We start from the raw sequence: 17870 nt of genomic DNA on the forward strand, positions 1-17870 counted from the left end.
GCTCGTCACCCACCCATCATGGCAACATCGCGTTGATGGCCAGCGTGCCGACGGTCTACGCGTGCATCGACATCGGGACCAACACGACCCGCCTGCTCGTGGCCGAGCGGGCTGGGCGGGGCCTGCGCGTGCTCGTCGAGCAGCGTGTGTTCACGCGCGTGCGCCGGGCCCAGGGGCCCGACGGGACGATCGGCCCGAGCAAGCTGGCCGAGCTCGTCGACGTCGTCACCGCGCACGCCCGCATCGCCCGCGCACTGGGCGCGCAGCGCACCATCGCGGTGGCCACCGCGGCGATCCGCGTCGCGCCGAACCGCAGCGAGCTGGTCGGCGCGGTGCGCCGATCGGCCGGCCTGGAGCTGGCCGTGCTCGATGGGGACGCGGAGGCCCGCCTGGCCTTCGCGGGGGCGACCGGCATGTGCGAGGAGCCGCCGCAGGGGACCATCGGGGTGATCGATCTGGGGGGCGGCTCGACCGAGCTGGCCGTGGGCACGATGGCCGACGGGGTGCGCTGGTGGCGCTCGCTGCCGGTCGGCTCGGGCACCCTGTGCGACGCGCACCTGCGCGCCGACCCACCGGCGCCGACGGAGCTGGCCGCGCTGCGCGAGCACGCCGCGGGCGCGTTCGCCGACCTGTCCCCGCCGCGACCCGACCGCGCGCTGGCCGTCGGCGGCAGCGCGACGTCGCTGCGGCGTCTGTGCGGCGGCGGCCTGGATCCCGACTCGCTGCAGCGCGCCCTGGCGACCGTCACCAGCGCGCCGTGCGAGCAGATCGCCCGCCGGCACGACCTCGATCCCGAGCGCGTCCGCCTGCTGCCCGGCGCGCTGGCGGTGCTCGAACAGGCGGCAGCGGCGTTGCAGGCGCCCTTGTCGGTCTCGCGCGGCGGGCTGCGAGAGGGCATCATCCTCTCCGCCATGGACGAAGAGCGCTAAGTGGCCAAGGCTCGCGAGGTCGAGGGCCTGCAGGCGGGGGACGCGTTCGCGGTGGCCGCGGGGCGCATCGTCGCCGTGCGCGCCCACGAGCTGTTCGACCACGCCGAGGGCGTGCTCGACATCGCCGACATCGAGCGCGTGCACGCGATGCGCGTGGCCAGCCGGCGGCTGCGCGCCGTCCTGGAGATCTTCGAGCGAGCGTTTCCGGCGGACCGGTGGCGGCCGGTCCTCGACGACGTCAAGGCCTTGGCCGACGCGCTCGGGGCGCGCCGCGATCCCGACGTGCAGATCGAGCACTTCACGGCGCTGCGCGACGAGCTCGGCCCCGAGGCCCAGCCCGCGCTGGAGCTGATCCTGGGCCAGCTCGCCGCCGAGCAGGCCGACGGCAACGCGGTGCTGGCCGCCGCGCTGGACGAGGCCCAGGCCCGGGAGCTGCCCGCGCGCCTGCAGGCGCTGGCCGCCGGGGCGATGGCGGCATGAAGTCGCGCCGCGTCAAGGGCCTGCGCGCGGACATGCGCCTGGACGACGCGGCCGAGCGGATCGTCGCCGTCCGCCTGGACGAGCTGTGCGCGTTCATGCCGGTGGCCGCCGACCCGCTCGAGGTCGAGATGCTCCACGACATGCGCATCGCCGCCAAGCGCCTGCGCTACGTGCTCGAGCTGACCGACCGGTGCTTCGGGCCCTACGCGGCCAAGGCGGCCAAGCGCGCCAAGCAGCTGCAGGACCTGATCGGCCAGATCCACGACTGCGACGTGACGCTGCCGCGCGTGACGGCGCTGCAGGCCGCGATCCCCGACGACGATCCCGCGGCGGTCGGGCTGGAGCAGATCGCGCAGCGGCTGCGCACCCGGCGGGCCGCGCTGCACGACGACTTCCTGGCCCTGTGGCAGAAGCTGTCGCGCGAGGGCTTCCGCGGTCGGCTGGAGTTCGCGATCACCGAACGTCCGGAGCCGCCGCGAAATCACGTCGAGTTCACAAGTCCGTCAGTAGCATCCGACGAGCGCGGATGACGCCTCCGGACCCCTCCACAGCGCAGGACCCCATCTCCGCGGTGCAGACCGCCGAGATCGACGTCGAGTCGCTGGTCCCCGAGCCGCCCGGCGAGCCGACCGACGCGGAGCTGTTCTTCAACCGCGAGCTGTCGTGGCTGGACTTCGACGAGCGCGTGCTGGAGCTGGCCGAGGACGGCTCGGTGCCGCTGATGGAGCGCCTGAAGTTCGCCGCGATCTTCGCCTCCAACCTCGACGAGTTCTTCATGATCCGCGTCGCCGGCCTGCACGACCAGGTCGACGCCGGCGTCAACAAGCGCCTGTACGACGGGCGCACCTCGGACGACACGATCAACCGGCTGCGCGAGCGCCTGCTCGTGCTCGACGAGCGCCAGATGCGCACGGTCACCGGCGAGCTGCTGCCGGCGCTGTCGCAGTACGGCATTCGCATCGTCGACTACGCCGACGTCTCCGATGCCGAGCGCACGCAGCTGACCGAGCGCTACCGCCGCCAGATCTTCCCGGTCCTGACCCCGCTGGCCGTCGGCCTGGGGCGGCCGTTCCCGTACATCTCCAACCTGTCGCTGAGCCTGGCCGTGTTGGTGCGCGACCCGGTCACCGGCCACCGCACGTTCGCGCGCGTCAAGGTGCCCAAGGAGCTGCTGCCGCGCTTCGTCGAGCTGGAGAACGACAGCGCCGACCGCGTCTTCGTGCCGCTGGAGCAGGTGATCGCCGCCAACCTCGACCGGCTGTTCCCGGGGATGGAGATCGTCGATCACGCGGTCTTCCGGGTCACGCGCGACGCCGACTTCGAGGTCTCCGACGAGGCCGACGACCTGCTGCGCGCGGTCGAGGCCGAGCTGCGTCGCCGTCGCTTCGGCGAGGTCGTGCGCGTCGAGCTCGAGGCCGACATGGACCGCGAGCTGCGCCGCTTCCTGACCGAGGCGCTCGAGGTCGAGGAGCGCCAGGTCTACGAGATCCAGGGCCTGCTGGACAGCGAGGACCTGTGGCAGATCGTCAAGCTCGACGGCTTCGACGAGCTGCGCGACCCGCCCTGGACGCCGGTCACCCAGCCGCGCCTGCAGGACGACGACGGCAGCCCGCCCAACATGTTCGAGGTGATCAAGGCCGGCGACGTGCTGGTCCACCACCCCTACGACTCGTTCTCGACCTCGGTGGAGCGCTTCGTCGAGCAGGCCGCCGTCGATCCGGACGTGCTGGCCATCAAGATGACCGTGTACCGCACCAGCGACGACACGCCGCTGGTGCCCGCGCTGATCCGGGCCACCGAGCGCGGCAAGCAGGCGGTCTGCCTCGTGGAGCTGAAGGCGCGCTTCGACGAGCGCAACAACATCGGCTGGGCGCGCGCGCTGGAGCAGGCCGGCGTGCACGTCGTCTACGGCCATCCGTCGCTGAAGACGCACGCCAAGTCGATCCTGATCGTCCGCCGCGAGGGCGACGGCGTGCGCCACTACGTGCACGTGGGGACCGGCAACTACCACCCCAAGACCGCCCGGCTGTACACCGACTTCGGCCTGTTCACCGACGACGAGCGGATCGGCTCCGACGTCGCGGACATGTTCAACTTCCTGACCGGCTACGCGCGGCCGCGCCGCTATCGCAAGGTCCTGGTCGCCCCGGCGCACCTGCGCGACGGGATCATCGAGGAGATCGAGAAGACGATCGCCGTGGCCGAGGCGGGCGGCCAGACCCGCATCCGCATGAAGATGAACTCGCTGGTCGACCGGCGCTGCATCCGCGCGCTGTACCGTGCCTCGCAGGCCGGCGTGCCGATCGAGCTGAACCTGCGCGGCATCTCCTGCCTGCGCCCGGGCGTCGAGGGGCTGTCGGAGACCATCCGCGTCGTCTCGGTCGTCGGCCGCTTCCTGGAGCACTCGCGCATCTACTCCTTCGAGCGCGAGGGCGAGCAGCGGGTGCTGATCGGCTCCGCCGACCTGATGCCCCGCAACCTCGACACCCGGGTCGAGCTGGTCACCCCGGTCGAGGACGAGCGCCTGCGCGACGACCTCCTGGACGCGCTCGAGCGCTGCTTCGCCGACGACACGAACTCCTGGGAGCTCTCCTCGGAGGGCACGTGGACGCGCCGCACGCCGCAGGGGCCCGAGCCCCGCAACGTGCAGCGCGAGCTGATGCTCGGTCACGCGGCGCGCGCGGCCGAGGACCACGGCATCTCCTGACGCCCACGCGGCCGTTGTCCGCTCGAGCCCGGTAAGCGGGTCGTAGCGGACAACGGGACGCGAGTCTCACCCTCGACTCGAGCCTGAGTCGCGCTAGCTGCTGGCCCGAAATGGGAAGGTGCGCCGTATGAGCGCGAACCTCGCCACCTTCCTGACGGACACCGCCGCACGCGACGGCGATCACATCGCGATCAAGCTCGACGACACCGAGGTCAGCTACGCGCTCCTGGACGAGGGCAGCAAGCGGATCGCCGGGATCCTGCGCGAGAAGGGCGTCGAGGCCGGCGACCGCGTCGGGATCATGCTCCCCAACGTCCCGTACTTCCCGATCGTCTACTACGGGATCCTGCGCCTGGGCGCGGTCGTGGTGCCGATGAACGTGCTGCTCAAGGGGCGGGAGGTCGGCTTCTACCTGAAGGACTCCGGCGCCAAGGTGCTGTTCGCCTGGGGCGACTTCGGCGAGGCCGCGCGGGCCGGCACCGACGACGCCGGCGCCGAGCTGATCGAGGTGGTCCCCGGGGAGTTCGAGAAGCTCGTGGGCGCCGCCGAGCCGATCGCCGAGATGGCCGACGTGGCCGGCGACGACGACGCCGTCATCCTCTACACCTCGGGCACGACGGGCACCCCCAAGGGCGCCGAGCTGACCCACGACAACCTGCGCCGCAACGCCGAGGTCTCGCGCGACCTGCACGACACGGGCGAGAACGACGTGATCCTCGGCGCGCTGCCGCTGTTTCACTCCTTCGGCCAGACCTGCACGCTGAACGCAGGCATCAGCGCCGGGGCGACGATCACGCTGCTGCCGCGGTTCGACCCGGCCAAGGCCCTGGAGATCATCCAGCGCGACGACGTGACGATCTTCATGGGCGTGCCGACGATGTACGGCGCGCTGCTGCACGCACCGGAGCGCGAGGACGCCGACCTCTCCACGCTGCGGCTGTGCGTCTCGGGCGGCGCGTCGCTGCCGATGGAGCTGATGCGCGAGTTCGAGGGCGCCTTCGACGCGATCATCCTCGAGGGCTACGGGCTCAGCGAGACCTCACCGGTCGCCTCCTTCAACCACTCGGCCGAGGACCGCAAGAGCGGCTCGATCGGCACGCCGATCGACGGCGTCGAGATGAAGGTGGTCGACGAGGACGGCAACGACGTGCCCACCGGCGAGGTCGGCGAGATCGTCATCAAGGGCCACAACGTGATGAAGGGCTACTGGGGCCGCGAGGACGCCACCGATGAGGCCATCCGCGACGGGTGGTTCCACAGCGGCGACATGGCCAAGGTCGACGAGGACGGCTACTTCTTCATCGTCGATCGCAAGAAGGACATGATCATCCGCGGTGGCTACAACGTCTACCCGCGCGAGATCGAGGAGGTGCTGTACGAGCACCCCGCCGTGCGGGAGGCCGCGGTGGTCGGCGTGCCGCATCCCGAATGGGGCGAGGAGGTCGGCGCCGCCGTCGCGCTGAAGGAGGGCGAGTCGGTCACCGTGCAGGAGCTGCGCGACTACGTCAAGGAGCAGGTGGCCAGCTACAAGTACCCCCGCGAGCTCTGGTTCGTGGACGAGCTGCCCAAGGGCCCGACGGGCAAGATCCTCAAGCGCGAGATCGAGGCGCCCGCGGAGGCCACGAAGGAGTAGCGCGGTCCGGATCGGCCAACAGGGCTTATCCGGACATGACACGGGGGTATCTACCTTCTTGCAGGCAGATGCCCGATCGGCTGTGGACCAACCCAAATCCCCGCGAGGACCTCGCGGACTGGCGCCCTGAGCGTCCCGAGCCCGCTCGTCCCAAGCAGGAGCGCAAGCCCCTGCCCGAGCGGGCGCCGCTGGTCTCGGAGGCGCCGACCGAGGTCGTCGACGTCGCCGCGGCCGCCGAGCGCGTGCGCGGCGTGCAGGCCGACGAGCCCACGCAGGTGCACACGCGGGGCGCCAAGAAGGCCAAGGGCAACGGCAAGCCCGCGGCCGTCGCGGCGCCGCTGACCGCCCAGCCCCAGCAGGGCCCGGTCGACGTCAGCGAGGCCGCCCGGCGCATCCGCGACCGCCAGAGCGCCGCCGCGACCCCCGCGCCCGCCGCGCCGAGCGGCTCGCCGTTCGGCGCCCGCTCGCGCCCCGCGCCGCCCGTCACCGCCGCGCCGCCCAGGCGCAGCTGGGTCGCGCCCTTCCTGAGCGCCGTCGTCGGCGCGCTCGTCGTGGTGATCCTCTTCCTGGTCTTCTTCAACGGCGACGGCAAGAACAGCGACTCGACCACCCCGCTGGCCGCCACCGGCGGCGCGGGTGGCACCGCGCCCAACGTCCGCGCGGTCTACGCCGGCGCCGCCGACTCGGTCGTCTCCATCCGGGCCAAGATGTCCTCGGGCACCGCGACCGGCACCGGCTTCCTGGTGGACAGCCGCTCGACGATCGTCACCAACGCGCACGTGGTCGGCACGGCCGACACGGTGCAGGTGCAGTTCGGCGATCGGGGCCAGACGATCCAGGCCAAGGTCCTGGGCAAGGACGTCTCCACCGACCTGGCCGTGCTGCGGATCGACCCCGCCTCGCACACCAGCAACCCGCTCCCGCTGGCCGACTCGACGAACCTGCGCGTGGGCGACGCCGTGGTGGCCATCGGCAACCCGTTCGGCCTGGACCGCACCGCGACCGCGGGCATCATCTCGGCCACCGGCCGCCACATCTCGGCGCCCAACGGGTTCGACATCGACAACGTCATCCAGACCGACGCGCCGATCAACCCGGGCAACTCCGGCGGGCCGCTGCTGGACTCGCGCGGCCGGGTGGTCGGCATCAACTCGCAGATCGCCACCGCCGGCGGCTCCAACGGCAACGTCGGCATCGGGTTCGCGGTGCCGGTCAACACGGTCCGCGTCGTCGTGCCCCAGCTCGAGCAGGGCAAGACGATCAAGCGCGCCTTCCTGGGCGTGTCGACCTCGCAGGGCACCAAGGGCGCCCGCGTCGTCGAGCTGACCCCGAGCGGGCCGGCCGAGACCGCGGGCCTGAAGACCGGGGACGAGATCGTGGCCATCAACGGCAAGACGGTCGCCTCCTCGGACGCGGTCGGGTCGATCATCGAAGGGCTCAAGCCCGGGGACGACGCCCAGATCGAGGTGCTGCGCAACGGCAGCAGGCAGACGATCGACGTCCCCCTCGGAACGCGGCCAGGGGGCTGAATGTCCTTCCAGGAGCCGCTGGTCCTGCTCGCGCTCGCGGCGCTGGCACTGGGCGTCGTCGCCTATGTGGTGGTCGCCGTCCGGCGCCGCCGCCGGGCCAACGCGTTCGCCAACCCGGCGCTGATGGTCAACGTCGCCCCCCGCACCGCGGGCTGGCGGCGGCACATCCCGCTGATCCTGTTCGCGATCGCGCTGGCCGGCCTGATCGGCGCCGCGGCCAAGCCGTCCAAGACCGTCGAGGTGCCCGACGAGCGCGCCTCGATCATGCTCATGACCGACATCTCCGGCTCGATGACCTCGACCGACGTCGCGCCGAACCGCATGCGCGCGGCCCGCGCCGCCGCCCAGCAGTTCGTCAACGACGTGCCCAAGGAGATCAAGGTCGGCGTCATGGAGTTCAACCAGCAGCCACGCACGCTGCAGCGGCCCACCCGGGACCGCGAGGCGATCAAGGCCGCGCTGGACCAGATGACGCCCAGCGGCGGCACGGCGACCGGCGACGCGATGGCCGCCTCGCTGCAGCTGCTGCGCCCCAAGCTGCTGGCCGGCGAGAAGCGCGCGCCCGCGGCGATCGTGCTGCTGTCGGACGGCAAGTCGGTCACCGGCGCTGATCCGCTGGAGATCGCCCGAGAGGCCAAGAAGCAGGGCGTGCCCGTCTACACGGTCGCCCTGGGCACGCAGAACGGCACGATCGAGGTCAAGAAGCGCGACGGCACGACCGTCACCGAGCCGGTGCCCCCGGACCCGTCCACGCTGCGCCAGATCGCCAAGATCTCCGGCGGCTCGTCCTTCTCGGTCTCGGCCGCCGACGAGCTCGGCGCCGTGTACCAGAAGCTCGGCTCGCAGCTGGGCCACAAGGAGGAGAAGCGCGAGATCACCGTGTGGTTCGTCGGTGGCGCGCTCGCGCTGATGGGGCTGGGCGCCGCCGCCTCGCTTGGCCTGTTCGGGCGGGTGATCTGACGTGGTCCCGTTCGCGCTGAGCCTGACCGATCCGATCTGGCTGCTGGTGATCCTGGCCATCCCGCTGCTGATCGGCCTGCAGCTGCTGGCCGTGCGCCGGCGCTCGCGCTACGCCGTGCGCTTCCCGGCGCTGGGCACGCTGGCCGCGATCGCCCCGCGCGGCGTGGCCTGGCGACGCTGGCTGCCGATCGCGCTGGTGCTCGGCGCGCTCGCGCCGCTGGGCGTGGCGATGGCCAAGCCGGAGCGCACCGTGAACGTGCCGATCGAGAAGGCGTCGGTGATCCTGGTCACCGACACGTCGAACTCGATGATCGCCGAGGACGTCGACCCGGACCGTCTGAGCGCGGCCAAGAGCGCCGCCAACACGTTCATCGACGAGCTGCCCGACGGCCTCGAGCTCGGCGGCGTGGCCTACTCGACCGGCCCGTACGACGTGATCGCCCCGACCAGCGACCACGGCGAGGTCAAGGACATGATCGACTCGCTGCAGCCGGACGGCGCCACCGCCACCGGCGACGCGCTGCAGGCCGCGCTGGACTCGCTCTCCAAGCAGAAGGGCTCCGACGGCAAGCAGGCGCCGGCGGCGATCATCCTGCTCTCCGACGGCCAGACGACCGCGGGCAGCGACCCGATCAAGGCGGCCGAGGCGGCCAAGAAGCTGCGCGTGCCGATCTACACCGTCGCGCTGGGCACGCCGAGCGGGACGATCCCCGGCCCGGGCGGCTCGACGGTCCCCGTCCCGCCGGATCCGGTCACGCTCAAGCGGATCGCCGACATCACCGGCGGGCAGGCCTTCACGGTCGACGACGCGGACGCGCTCAACGGCGTGTACGCCAAGCTCGGCTCGCGCATCGGCTCCAAGAAGGAGACGCGCGAGATGACGTCCGGGTTCGCCGCGCTGGGCGCGGTGCTGCTCGCCGCCGGCCTGGTGGCCGCGGTGCGCTTCGGTCCCCGCTTCCCCTAGGGGCAGACGCACGTCGGCCCGCGATTCCTGGAACGGAACCGCGGGCCGTGGCGTGTCCTGCGTCGGTGCTAGCCGACGCTGACGCTGCGGGTGATCGTGCGCTTCTCGCCGCCACCCTCGAGCGTGATGCGGACCGACAGGCGGTCCGCCTTCGTCTTCTTGCCGGTGCTGTTGGGCTTGGCGTCGACCTTCGTCGAGCCGCTGCCGCTGCCGGAGCCCTCGGCGACGGTCTTGCCGCCGGCGGTGACGCGGACCGTGGCCTCGACCTCATCGGTCGAGACGATCTCGACCCGCAGGCCGCTGCGCTGGAACGTCGAGCGGCGGATCGTGCCGCCGACCGCGGCGCTGGCCCCGAACGCGGGGTCCGTCGCGGCGCCCGACGTGTTGCTGGCCGGCGCGGGCGCCGGCGTGGTGACGGTCGTGGTGACCGTCGTGGCCGGTGTCGTCACCGTCTGCGTCGGACCGGGCACGGCGACCGTGCCGTTGCTCGGCGCGGCCTGGGGGACCTTGGCGAACCGGATCAGGTCGAACAGGTCCGTGTGGTCGTTGGTGCCCAGGACGTTGGACGCCTGCGGCCCGATGGCCCACACGGGCACGACCGCGCCGGTGTGCTGCTGGCTCAGCCCGCTCGCCGCCGGACGGGTCTGACCGCCCGCCGTACCGTAGGTGAGCGTCATCTTGGCGCCCTCCTTGGTCACGAGGTTCGTCGAGTAGCCCGTGGGCAGGCTCGGGTTCGGGTTGCCGCCGGAGTCCAGCGCCGCGACGTCCTCGGCCACGATCTGGCTCGTGTGCGAGTGGTCGGCGGTCACGACGATCAGCGTGTCGGGATGCGTCCGCTGCCACTCCAGCGCGATGCCGATGGCGTTGTCGAACTCGACCGTCTCGCCGATCTGGGCGCACGCGTTGGCCGCGTGGTCCTGCTTGTCGATCGAGGCGCCCTCGACCTGCAGCAGGAACCCGTTGGGGTTGTCGAGGAGCTCGATGGCCTTCGTCGTCATCGCGCTCAGGCTCGGCTCGCCCGCCGGACGCGCGGCCTCGTTGCACGTGGCCGGGGGCGTGTCGCGGTTGGTGTTCAGCGCGGCCACCGGGCCGGTCCACTCCGTCGACATCGTGCTGTTGTGGAACAGCCCGATGACTGGCTTGGTCTTGTCGGTGATCGCGGCCAGCTCGGTCGCCGTCGACGCGTACTGATCGCCGCGCTCCTGGGCGATCTGCAGCGGGGTCTTGCCCGCGGTCGGGCCGGCCGGGATGTTCGCGGTGAAGCGGCCGCGCCCGCCGCCCAGCAGCACGTCGAGCTTGTGATCGACCATCTGCTCGGAGATCGAGCCCAGGCCGCCCGCGGCCTTCGTCTCGGTGGCGCAGGAGCCCATGTTGGCCGGGCCCTGGCACCCACGCAGCGAGATGTGCGAGGCCTGCACGGCGGGGGTCGCGTCGGTCACCTCGGCGGTGGTCACGTCGCCGACCTTCTTGCCCGCCTCCTGGGCCCACTCCATCGCCGACTTGTAGTTCGTGCCCGGCACGCTGATGGCCGTGCTCGGACCCTGGGAGATGCGCTCGTCGATGGTCTTCTTGCCCGTCGCCCACATCGTGCCGGTCGAGGCCGAGTCCGGGGCGTAGTCGGTCAGGTAGTCCGGACCCGCGCCCTCCTTCAGCGACCACGTCGTGTCGAAGCCGGTGAACGGCATCGCGTCGACGTGCAGCGGGTTGCGGGCGCCGAGGTAGTACCGCGCGGCGGTGATCTCCTGGGTGCCCATGCCGTCGCCGATGAACAGGATCACGTTCTTCGGCGTGTTGCCGTTCAGCGCGGAGCGGACGTTGTTCGTCTCGTTCTCCGTACCGCCGAACGCGAAGGACGTCGCCACGGCCACCGCCGCCACCACGCCCAAGCCGCCGGCGGCTGCCAACGACCCGCGAGAAACTCGCATGGGTGAAATTCCCCCTACTGGTCAGGACGCCCACATGGCGCCGTGACCGCAACCTAAATGGCGCTTTAGGTTGCTCTGTTGCGGCGCGGTGACCGCCCCGTGAAGAAGTTGTGCGCGCTACCGGCGGCGCAGGATCTCGCGCTGGCGCTGGGCCAGCAGGCGCGTCAGCTGGCGCTCCTGCGCGGCGTCCATGGGCGCGAACTGCACGGCGTAGCGGTCGGCCCCGTCGTCGCGCACCACGCGGCCGGTGAGCGGCAGCTTGCGGTCCTCCTCGACGGGCAGGCGCACGACGAGCTGCTCGTCGGCGGGCAGGCGCACCTGGCTGTGCACCAGGCAGCCGGTGGGGGAGACGTTGATCGTCTTCGCCGGGAGCTCGCGCCCGCCGACCGCGACGACGACGTCGAGCAGCATGTCGACGCGGAAGGACTCCCGGCGCTGGCCGATGTCGTCGTCCTCGACGACCTCCTCGGCGTCCTCGATGTCGGCGAGCTCGTCCTCGTCGTCCTCGCCGCCGTCGTCGGGATCCTCACCGCGCAGCGAGCCCGGCGTGAACAGCAGATGCCCGTTGCCCAGCACGCGCACGGTGCCGGCCAGCAGGCCGCCGCCGTCGGGGCCGGTGTGGACCAGCCGCGCCTCGCCGTCGGTCATCCGCCAGCCCTCCTCGACCACCTCGAGCTCGACGGTGTCGCGGACGTGCTGGAAGACCTCGACCGGCACCGTCTTCCCTGCGACGTGCAGCCGCGCTGTCTGGCCGACCGGCGGCAGGCTGGCGCTCCCGTCACCCGCCATCAGCGGCCTACCAGTGCACGCCCTTCATGAGGTTCGCCATCGCGATCTGCTCGACCGAGGCCTTCTCGCTGGGATCCTGCTCGCCCTTGGCCGCCGCCGAGTCGGGGAAGACCTTGTAGGCGGTGTGCAGGATCTGGTCGACGGCCTTCGGCGCCAGCGCGTAGGCGACCTCGCCGAACGTGCCCAGCCGCGTGTTGATCGTCTTGGGCTTGGAGCGCAGCGCCTCGCAGACCAGATCGCCCGCCTCGTCGGGCGTGATCGTCGGGAAGGCGTCGTACATCTTCGTCGGGGCGATCATCGCGGTCTTGACCAGCGGCATGTGGATCGTCGTGAACGTGATGTTGTCGCCGATCACCTCGGAGGACACGACGCGCGTCCAGGCGTCCAGCGCGGCCTTGGAGGCCACGTAGGCGCTGAAGCGCGGCGGGTTGGTCTGCGCCCCGATCGACGAGACGTTGACCACGTGGCCGAAGCGCCGCTCCTTCATGTGCGGCATCAGGCACATGATCATCTTGATCGCGCCGAAGTAGTTCAGCTGCATCGTGCGCTGGTAGTCGTGGAAGCGGTCGTAGCTGAGCGCCACGCCGCGGCGGATCGAGCGGCCCGCGTTGTTGACCAGCATGTCGACCGCGGCGTGCTCGCCGAGGATCTGCTGCACGGTCGTCTCGATCGCGTCCAGATCGGCCAGGTCGCACGGGTACACGTAGGCGGTGCCGCCGCGGGCGACGATCTCGTCGCGCACCTCCTCGAGCTTCTCGCGCGTGCGCGCCACCAGCAACGGCACGCCACCGGCCGCCGCGATCTTCAGCGCCGCCGCCCGGCCGATGCCGGTCGACGCGCCCGTGATCAGCACCGTGCGCCCGTTGACCGCGTGCTCGAACGAGCGGTCCTTGAACAGGTCGGGATCGAGGCTGCGCTCCCAGTAGTCCCACAGCTTGGCCGCGTAGGACTCCAGCTCGGGGAGCTCGATGCCCGACCCGCGCAGCGCGCGCTCGGTGTCGCGCGTGTCGAACTGCGCGGTCAGGCCGACGTACTCGACGACCTCCTCGGGGATGTGCAGATCGTCGAGGATGGCCCGGCGCACGCCCTTCAGCGCGGGCAGCTGCATGAGCATCGAGCCGACGCCCTTGGGCAGCGCGTCCGTGAGCTTCTTGTCGACCCGCAGCGCCATCTGGGGTGCGTGGGCGGCGCGCGCGAACGTGTTGATCACGTCGCCGGAGCGCACCCCGCCGCGCGTGTCGGTCAGGTGGAAGGCCTGGCCGTCGAGGTCGGGCTGGTGGGCGATGTGGTCCATCGCCTCGGCCACGTAGTCGACCGGCACCAGGTTCGTCCAGCCCAGCTCGGGGCCGGCCAGCGGCACCCACTCGGGGACGTAGTGGCGCAGCTTCTGGATCAGCTTGAAGAAGTAGTAGGGCCCATCGACCTTGTCCATCTCACCGGTCTTGGAGTTGCCGATGACGATCGCCGGGCGGTACACGCGCCACGGGCCCTGGGTCTCCTCGCGGGCGATCTTCTCGGACTCGAACTTCGTCCGGTGGTAGGCCGACGGGAGCTTCTGACCCTGATCGAAGTAGTCCTCGCGGAACAGCCCCTTGTACAGGCCGGCGGCGGCGATCGAGGAGACGTGATGGAACGTGCCCGCCTGCACGGCGTTGGCCAGCGCGACGGCGTTGCGCGTGCCGCCGACGTTGAACGACTCGTTCGTCTCGTCGTCGGCGGTCATGTCGTAGATCGCCGCGAGATGGAAGAAGTGATCGACGCCGGCCTGGCGCAGCGCCGCGACCTGCTCGTCGGACACGCCGAGGTTCGGCTGCGACAGGTCGCCGATGACCGGCTTGACGCGACCGGGGTGGCCCCAGCGCGCGGTCAGGTCATCGAGTCGATCGGTCGAGCCCTCGCGGACCAGCACGTGGATGTCGCCGTCATGGCGATCCAACAGCACCTGCACGAGGTGCCGGCCGATAAAGCCGGTCGCGCCGGTCACGAAGTACGTCATCCGCTCCCCTTCTCCGGTGGACAGGTGGGGGAGCCTATACCCGCGGGGGTCTCTGCGAGACCCCCGCGTCTACCAGCCGCCGTGCCAGTCGGCGTCGAGCTTCTTCGTGGCCGCCTTGCGGCGCGCCTTGCGCGAGTCGAGCTTCCACTGGATCAGCGAGAACACCAGCGCGACGAGCGGGAAGAAGATGATCACCAGGAAGCCGGCGTTGGTGATGTTCTTGTCGGTGATCTCGCCGTAGGTGCCCTGTCCGTGGTCGTTGGCCAGCGCCGTGGGCGCGAGCAGTGCCAGGGTGAACAGGGCGGTGGCGGAGGTGACGACGAAGCGGCGCATCGGTCCGGAAGTATACGAACCATGACGACGAGTGGCGTGCTGCGTGAACGGGTGGCTGACGGGGTGGAGGTGCTGCGCATCGACCGCCCCCACGTGCGCAATGCGCTGGACTCGGTGACGATCGACGCGCTGCTGGCCGCCCTGGCCGACGGCGCGGCCGATACGTCGCTGCGGGCGCTGGTCATCTCGACGACGAACGCCCGCGCGCTGTGCGCGGGGGCGGACCTGGCCGAGCCGCTCGATCACGCGGGCGGGGTGGCCCGCATGGAGGCCTTCGCGCGCCTGTACGCCGCCGTCGAGGCGTTCCCGGCGGCCACCGTGTGCGTGTGCGTGGGCAACGTCGTCGGCGCCGGTGCGGAGGTGGCGGCCGGCTGCGACCTGCGCGTCGGGGGCGACAACCTGCGCCTGGCCTGGGCGGGCGCCCGGGTGGGCGCTCCGATCGGGCCCGCGCGCCTGGCGCCGCTGATCGGTCTGGCCGCGGCCAAGGACCTGGTGCTGACCGCGCGCACGGTGGGGATGGACGAGGCCTTCGCGCTCGGCTTCCTGCAGCGCACCGCGGCCGCCGGCGAGGCCGAGCGCGCGGCGGTCGAGCTGGCCGGCACGATCGCCGCCCATCCGGCCGCCGGGGTGCGCACGCTGAAGCAGATGTTCCGCGAGTACGAGGGGATGCCCGCGCGTGTGGCCGACGAGAACGAGCGGATCGTCGCCTTCCAGCGCGACGGGACCGGCCTGCCCAAGCGCTAGCGCTAGTGCCCGGCGCTGGGCGCGGCTTCGCCGGTGGGCGCGCTGACCGCGATCGGCCGCATCAGCGTGCGCACGGTGATCGCGCCAAGGGCGAAGATGCCCGCCGAGACCCAGAAGGCGACGCGATAGCCATGGACGGCCGCGGCCTGCTCGACCGCCGGCGTGGCCGCCTTGTCGACCGCGTAGGAGGCGACGGCGCTGGCGAAGATCGAGCTCAGCAGCGCGGTGCCGACCGAGCCGCCGACCTGCTGGCCGACGTTGACCATCGCGGAGGCGATGCCGGCATCGGTGGGAGCGACGCCGAACGTCGCGCTCTGGAAGGCGGGCGCGAACACGCAGCCCATGCCCAGGCCGAGCACGACGAGCGAAGGCAGCACGTGCGTGGCGTAGCTGGAGGAGACCTCGAGCTGCGCCAGCCAGACCATGCCGATCACGCCCATGACCATGCCGAAGGTCATCAGCGGACGCGGGCCGATCCGACCCAGCAGCTTGATGTTCACCGTCGTGGAGGTCAGGACGATCGACACCGGCATGGGCAGGAAGGCCAGGCCGGTCTGGATCGGGGTGAAGCCCTTGGTCTGCTGCAGGTAGTACGTCAGGAACAGGAAGACGCCGAACAGGGCCACCGAGGCGAACGCGACGGCGATGTAGGCGCCGCCGCGGGTGCGGTCGGCGACCACGCGCAGGGGCAGCAGCGGATGGGCGACGCGCGACTCGATCATCGCGAAGGCCACGAGCAGCGCGACGGCGACGGCCAGCGAGACGATCGTCATCGGGTGGCCCCACGAGTGCGTCTCGGAGTTGGAGAACCCGTAGACGAGCGCGAACAGCCCGACGGTGCCGGTGACCGTGCCCAGCAGGTCCAGGCGCGGGCGGTCCTTCTGGCTCTGGTTGACCAGCAGCTGGAACGCGGCGACCGCGGCCGGGATCGCGAACAGGAGGTTGACGTACAGGCACCAGCGCCAGGACAGGAGCTCGGTGAGCACGCCGCCCAGCAGCAGGCCCACCGCGGCGCCGCCGCCGGCGATCGCGCCGAAGATGCCGAACGCCTTGCCGCGCTCGCTGGGGTCGGTGAAGGTCGTGGTCAGCAGGGCCAGCGCGCTGGGGGCCAGCACCGCGCCGAACAGCCCCTGCGCCGCGCGCGCGCCGGCCAGCACGCCGAACGAGGGCGCGGCGCCGCCGATGGCGGACGCGATCGCGAAGCCGAGCAGGCCGCCGATGAACGCCCACTTGCGCCCGAAGAGGTCACCGAGGCGGCCGCCGAGCAGCAGCAGCGAGCCGAAGGCCAGCGTGTAGGCGGTGATGATCCACTGGCGCGAGTCGTCGGAGAAACCGAGGTCCTGCTGGGCGCTGGGCAGCGCCACGTTGACGATCGTCGCGTCGAGCACGACCATCAGCTGGGCCAGGCCGATGACGGCCAGGATCATCCAGCGGCGGTCGTGGTGGGGGTTGCTCGACGGCATCGTTCGACGGTAGCAGCAAGCGGAGGCGGCCTCCGCTAACGCCGCTTCTTTCGCGGCTCGGCCTTGGTGATCGCGAAGTCCTGGGTGGTGTCGTTGCCGTTGGCGTCGCGGGCCTGGATGGTCAGCGTGTTGCGCCCGGGCTTCAGCCCGGCGGCCTGGGGCAGCGTCCGGTCGCCGACCAGCAGCGGCCCCTTCGTGCCGAACACGCCGGCCTTGCGGCCGTTGAGCAGCAGCGTGATGCGGGCGACGCTCTGCGGGTCGGCGGCCGCGACCTTCACGCGCAGCCCGCGGGCATAGCGCCCGGTCTTGCCGCGGTCGCCCAGCTTCAGCACCTGGATCGACTGGCCGGTGAAGTCCCCGCACGGCCCGGTCAGGCGATCCTGGCCCGCGGCGATGTCGGTCAGGGCGGCGAACGCGGGCTTCTCGGTCCCGTCGACGTGCAGCAGCCCGAAGCGGTGATCGGGCGCGTCGTCGGCGCCGAGGTCGATCAGGTTGAACCAGAAGGCGCCGGCGATGCGCGGGTCGGCGGCCAGGCAGTGCCAGGCCTGGCGCAGGTACAGCGCCTGCGTGTCCTCGCTGACGCCGCCGGGCTTCTGGCCGGCCCACACGCCCTGGTCGCAGACCGCGTCGCTGGAGGACCAGCCCATCTCGGTCATCCACAGCTGCTTGGTGCCATCGCCGGCGGCGGCCATCGACTTCAGGACCTCCTGGTAGCCGAGGAACGAGTACTGGCTGATGCGGCCGTCGGGCGCGCGGTAGTAGTCGTAGGGCGAGGCGATCCCGCAGGCGGTGTCGGTGTGGACGCTGACCGCGTCGAAGGATCCCTGGGCGCCCGCCGCGTAGAGCTGCTCCAGGAAGGGATAGTCGTTGCCGGTCAGGCCGCCGAGGATCACCGGCGCGTCGCTGGCCGCGTGCAGCGCCGGATAGGTGGCCTGCAGGAGCGCCGTGTAGGCGGCCGCGCTCGGGCCCGACGGCCACCACTTCTCGGCGTCGGCCTCCTGCCAGACCTCCCAGGCGGCGACGTCGGGCACCGCGCGGGCCAGCAGCTGGGCGAAGCGGGCGAAGCCGGCCGGGTCCGGCGCGGCCAGCGGATCGGCCGATCCCGACTCCCAGGCCGGCGTGCCGACGAGCACGACCTCGGTGCGCACGCCCTCCCACAGATGGCGGCGCACCGACTGGGCGTACGCGTCGACCAGCCTGGTGTTCAGGACGCCCGGCCGCGGCTCGAGCTCGTTGCGGTAGGCGTAGATGCGGATCCAGCCCGCGCCGGAGCGATGGATCGCGTCCAGCGCGCGGGCGTCGTCGAACTGGGAGCCGCCCAGGACGATGCCGGGCTCGGCGGCCGTGGCGGTCGCGGCGGGCAGCAGGCAGGCGGTGGCGGTGAGAGCGATCAGGGCGATTCGACGGAGCACGCCCCG

The 17870-nt window shown here is 71.7% G+C and carries 15 protein-coding genes; 9 read left to right on the plus strand and 6 right to left on the minus strand.

The features are described from left to right. Positions 1–35 precede the first annotated feature (35 nt). The 8 genes from ACZ5UI_RS00970 to ACZ5UI_RS01005 all read left to right on the plus strand — a co-directional run bounded on the left by ACZ5UI_RS00970 (position 36) and on the right by ACZ5UI_RS01005 (position 9202). Entirely contained in the window at positions 36–929 is an 894-nt protein-coding gene (locus ACZ5UI_RS00970; RefSeq protein ID WP_464193267.1) for a Ppx/GppA phosphatase family protein, read from the plus strand. Further along, the gene (locus ACZ5UI_RS00975) at positions 930–1409 is read left to right on the plus strand and encodes a CHAD domain-containing protein (RefSeq protein WP_464193271.1); all 480 of its coding nucleotides are present in this window, start codon (positions 930–932) and stop codon (positions 1407–1409) included. After that, on the plus strand, positions 1406–1939 hold the full coding sequence (locus ACZ5UI_RS00980; RefSeq protein ID WP_464193273.1) for a CHAD domain-containing protein: 534 nt from the start codon (positions 1406–1408) through the stop codon (positions 1937–1939). The genes ACZ5UI_RS00975 and ACZ5UI_RS00980 overlap by 4 nt, the downstream gene beginning before the upstream one ends. After that, positions 1936–4116: a polyphosphate kinase 1 gene (ppk1, locus tag ACZ5UI_RS00985; RefSeq protein WP_464193275.1), complete on the plus strand. Its 2181-nt coding sequence runs from the start codon at positions 1936–1938 to the stop codon at positions 4114–4116. The genes ACZ5UI_RS00980 and ppk1 overlap by 4 nt, the downstream gene beginning before the upstream one ends. Positions 4117–4243: 127 nt before the next feature. After that, positions 4244–5749, plus strand: coding sequence for a long-chain-fatty-acid--CoA ligase (locus ACZ5UI_RS00990; protein ID WP_464193277.1), 1506 nt, complete (start codon positions 4244–4246; stop codon positions 5747–5749). A 68-nt stretch (positions 5750–5817) separates the two neighbouring features. Further along, positions 5818–7278: a S1C family serine protease gene (locus ACZ5UI_RS00995; protein ID WP_464193279.1), complete on the plus strand. Its 1461-nt coding sequence runs from the start codon at positions 5818–5820 to the stop codon at positions 7276–7278. Beyond that, complete coding sequence (locus ACZ5UI_RS01000; protein ID WP_464193282.1) at positions 7279–8238, plus strand: VWA domain-containing protein; 960 nt, start codon at positions 7279–7281, stop codon at positions 8236–8238. A gap of 1 nt (position 8239) precedes the next feature. Then, complete coding sequence (locus tag ACZ5UI_RS01005) at positions 8240–9202, plus strand: VWA domain-containing protein (protein ID WP_464193284.1); 963 nt, start codon at positions 8240–8242, stop codon at positions 9200–9202. A gap of 68 nt (positions 9203–9270) precedes the next feature. On the opposite strand, the gene ACZ5UI_RS01010 is transcribed toward ACZ5UI_RS01005, so the two are convergent. From ACZ5UI_RS01010 to ACZ5UI_RS01025, 4 genes are all read right to left on the minus strand, one after another. Next, positions 9271–11127, minus strand: coding sequence for an alkaline phosphatase (locus ACZ5UI_RS01010; RefSeq protein WP_464193287.1), 1857 nt, complete (start codon positions 11125–11127; stop codon positions 9271–9273). 117 nt (positions 11128–11244) lie between these two features. After that, positions 11245–11916: a PilZ domain-containing protein gene (locus tag ACZ5UI_RS01015; protein WP_464193289.1), complete on the minus strand. Its 672-nt coding sequence runs from the start codon at positions 11914–11916 to the stop codon at positions 11245–11247. Positions 11917–11923: 7 nt separating this feature from the next. Then, complete coding sequence (locus ACZ5UI_RS01020) at positions 11924–13912, minus strand: SDR family oxidoreductase (protein ID WP_464193291.1); 1989 nt, start codon at positions 13910–13912, stop codon at positions 11924–11926. A 69-nt stretch (positions 13913–13981) separates the two neighbouring features. After that, entirely contained in the window at positions 13982–14245 is a 264-nt protein-coding gene (locus ACZ5UI_RS01025; RefSeq protein ID WP_464193293.1) for a hypothetical protein, read from the minus strand. Between the two features lie 21 nt (positions 14246–14266). On the opposite strand from ACZ5UI_RS01025, the gene ACZ5UI_RS01030 reads away from it, so the two are divergent. Then, entirely contained in the window at positions 14267–14989 is a 723-nt protein-coding gene (locus ACZ5UI_RS01030; protein ID WP_464193295.1) for an enoyl-CoA hydratase/isomerase family protein, read from the plus strand. 2 nt (positions 14990–14991) lie between these two features. Here the strand turns inward: ACZ5UI_RS01030 and ACZ5UI_RS01035 are convergent, their stop codons facing one another. Both ACZ5UI_RS01035 and ACZ5UI_RS01040 read right to left on the minus strand, forming a co-directional pair. Next, complete coding sequence (locus ACZ5UI_RS01035) at positions 14992–16452, minus strand: MFS transporter (protein WP_464193298.1); 1461 nt, start codon at positions 16450–16452, stop codon at positions 14992–14994. A 35-nt stretch (positions 16453–16487) separates the two neighbouring features. Next, positions 16488–17864 carry a hypothetical protein gene (locus ACZ5UI_RS01040; RefSeq protein WP_464193300.1) on the minus strand — a complete coding sequence of 459 codons (1377 nt, stop codon included), beginning with the start codon at positions 17862–17864 and terminating at the stop codon, positions 16488–16490. Positions 17865–17870 lie beyond the last annotated feature (6 nt).

The sequence above is a fragment of the Conexibacter sp. JCM 18997 genome (assembly GCF_055391915.1).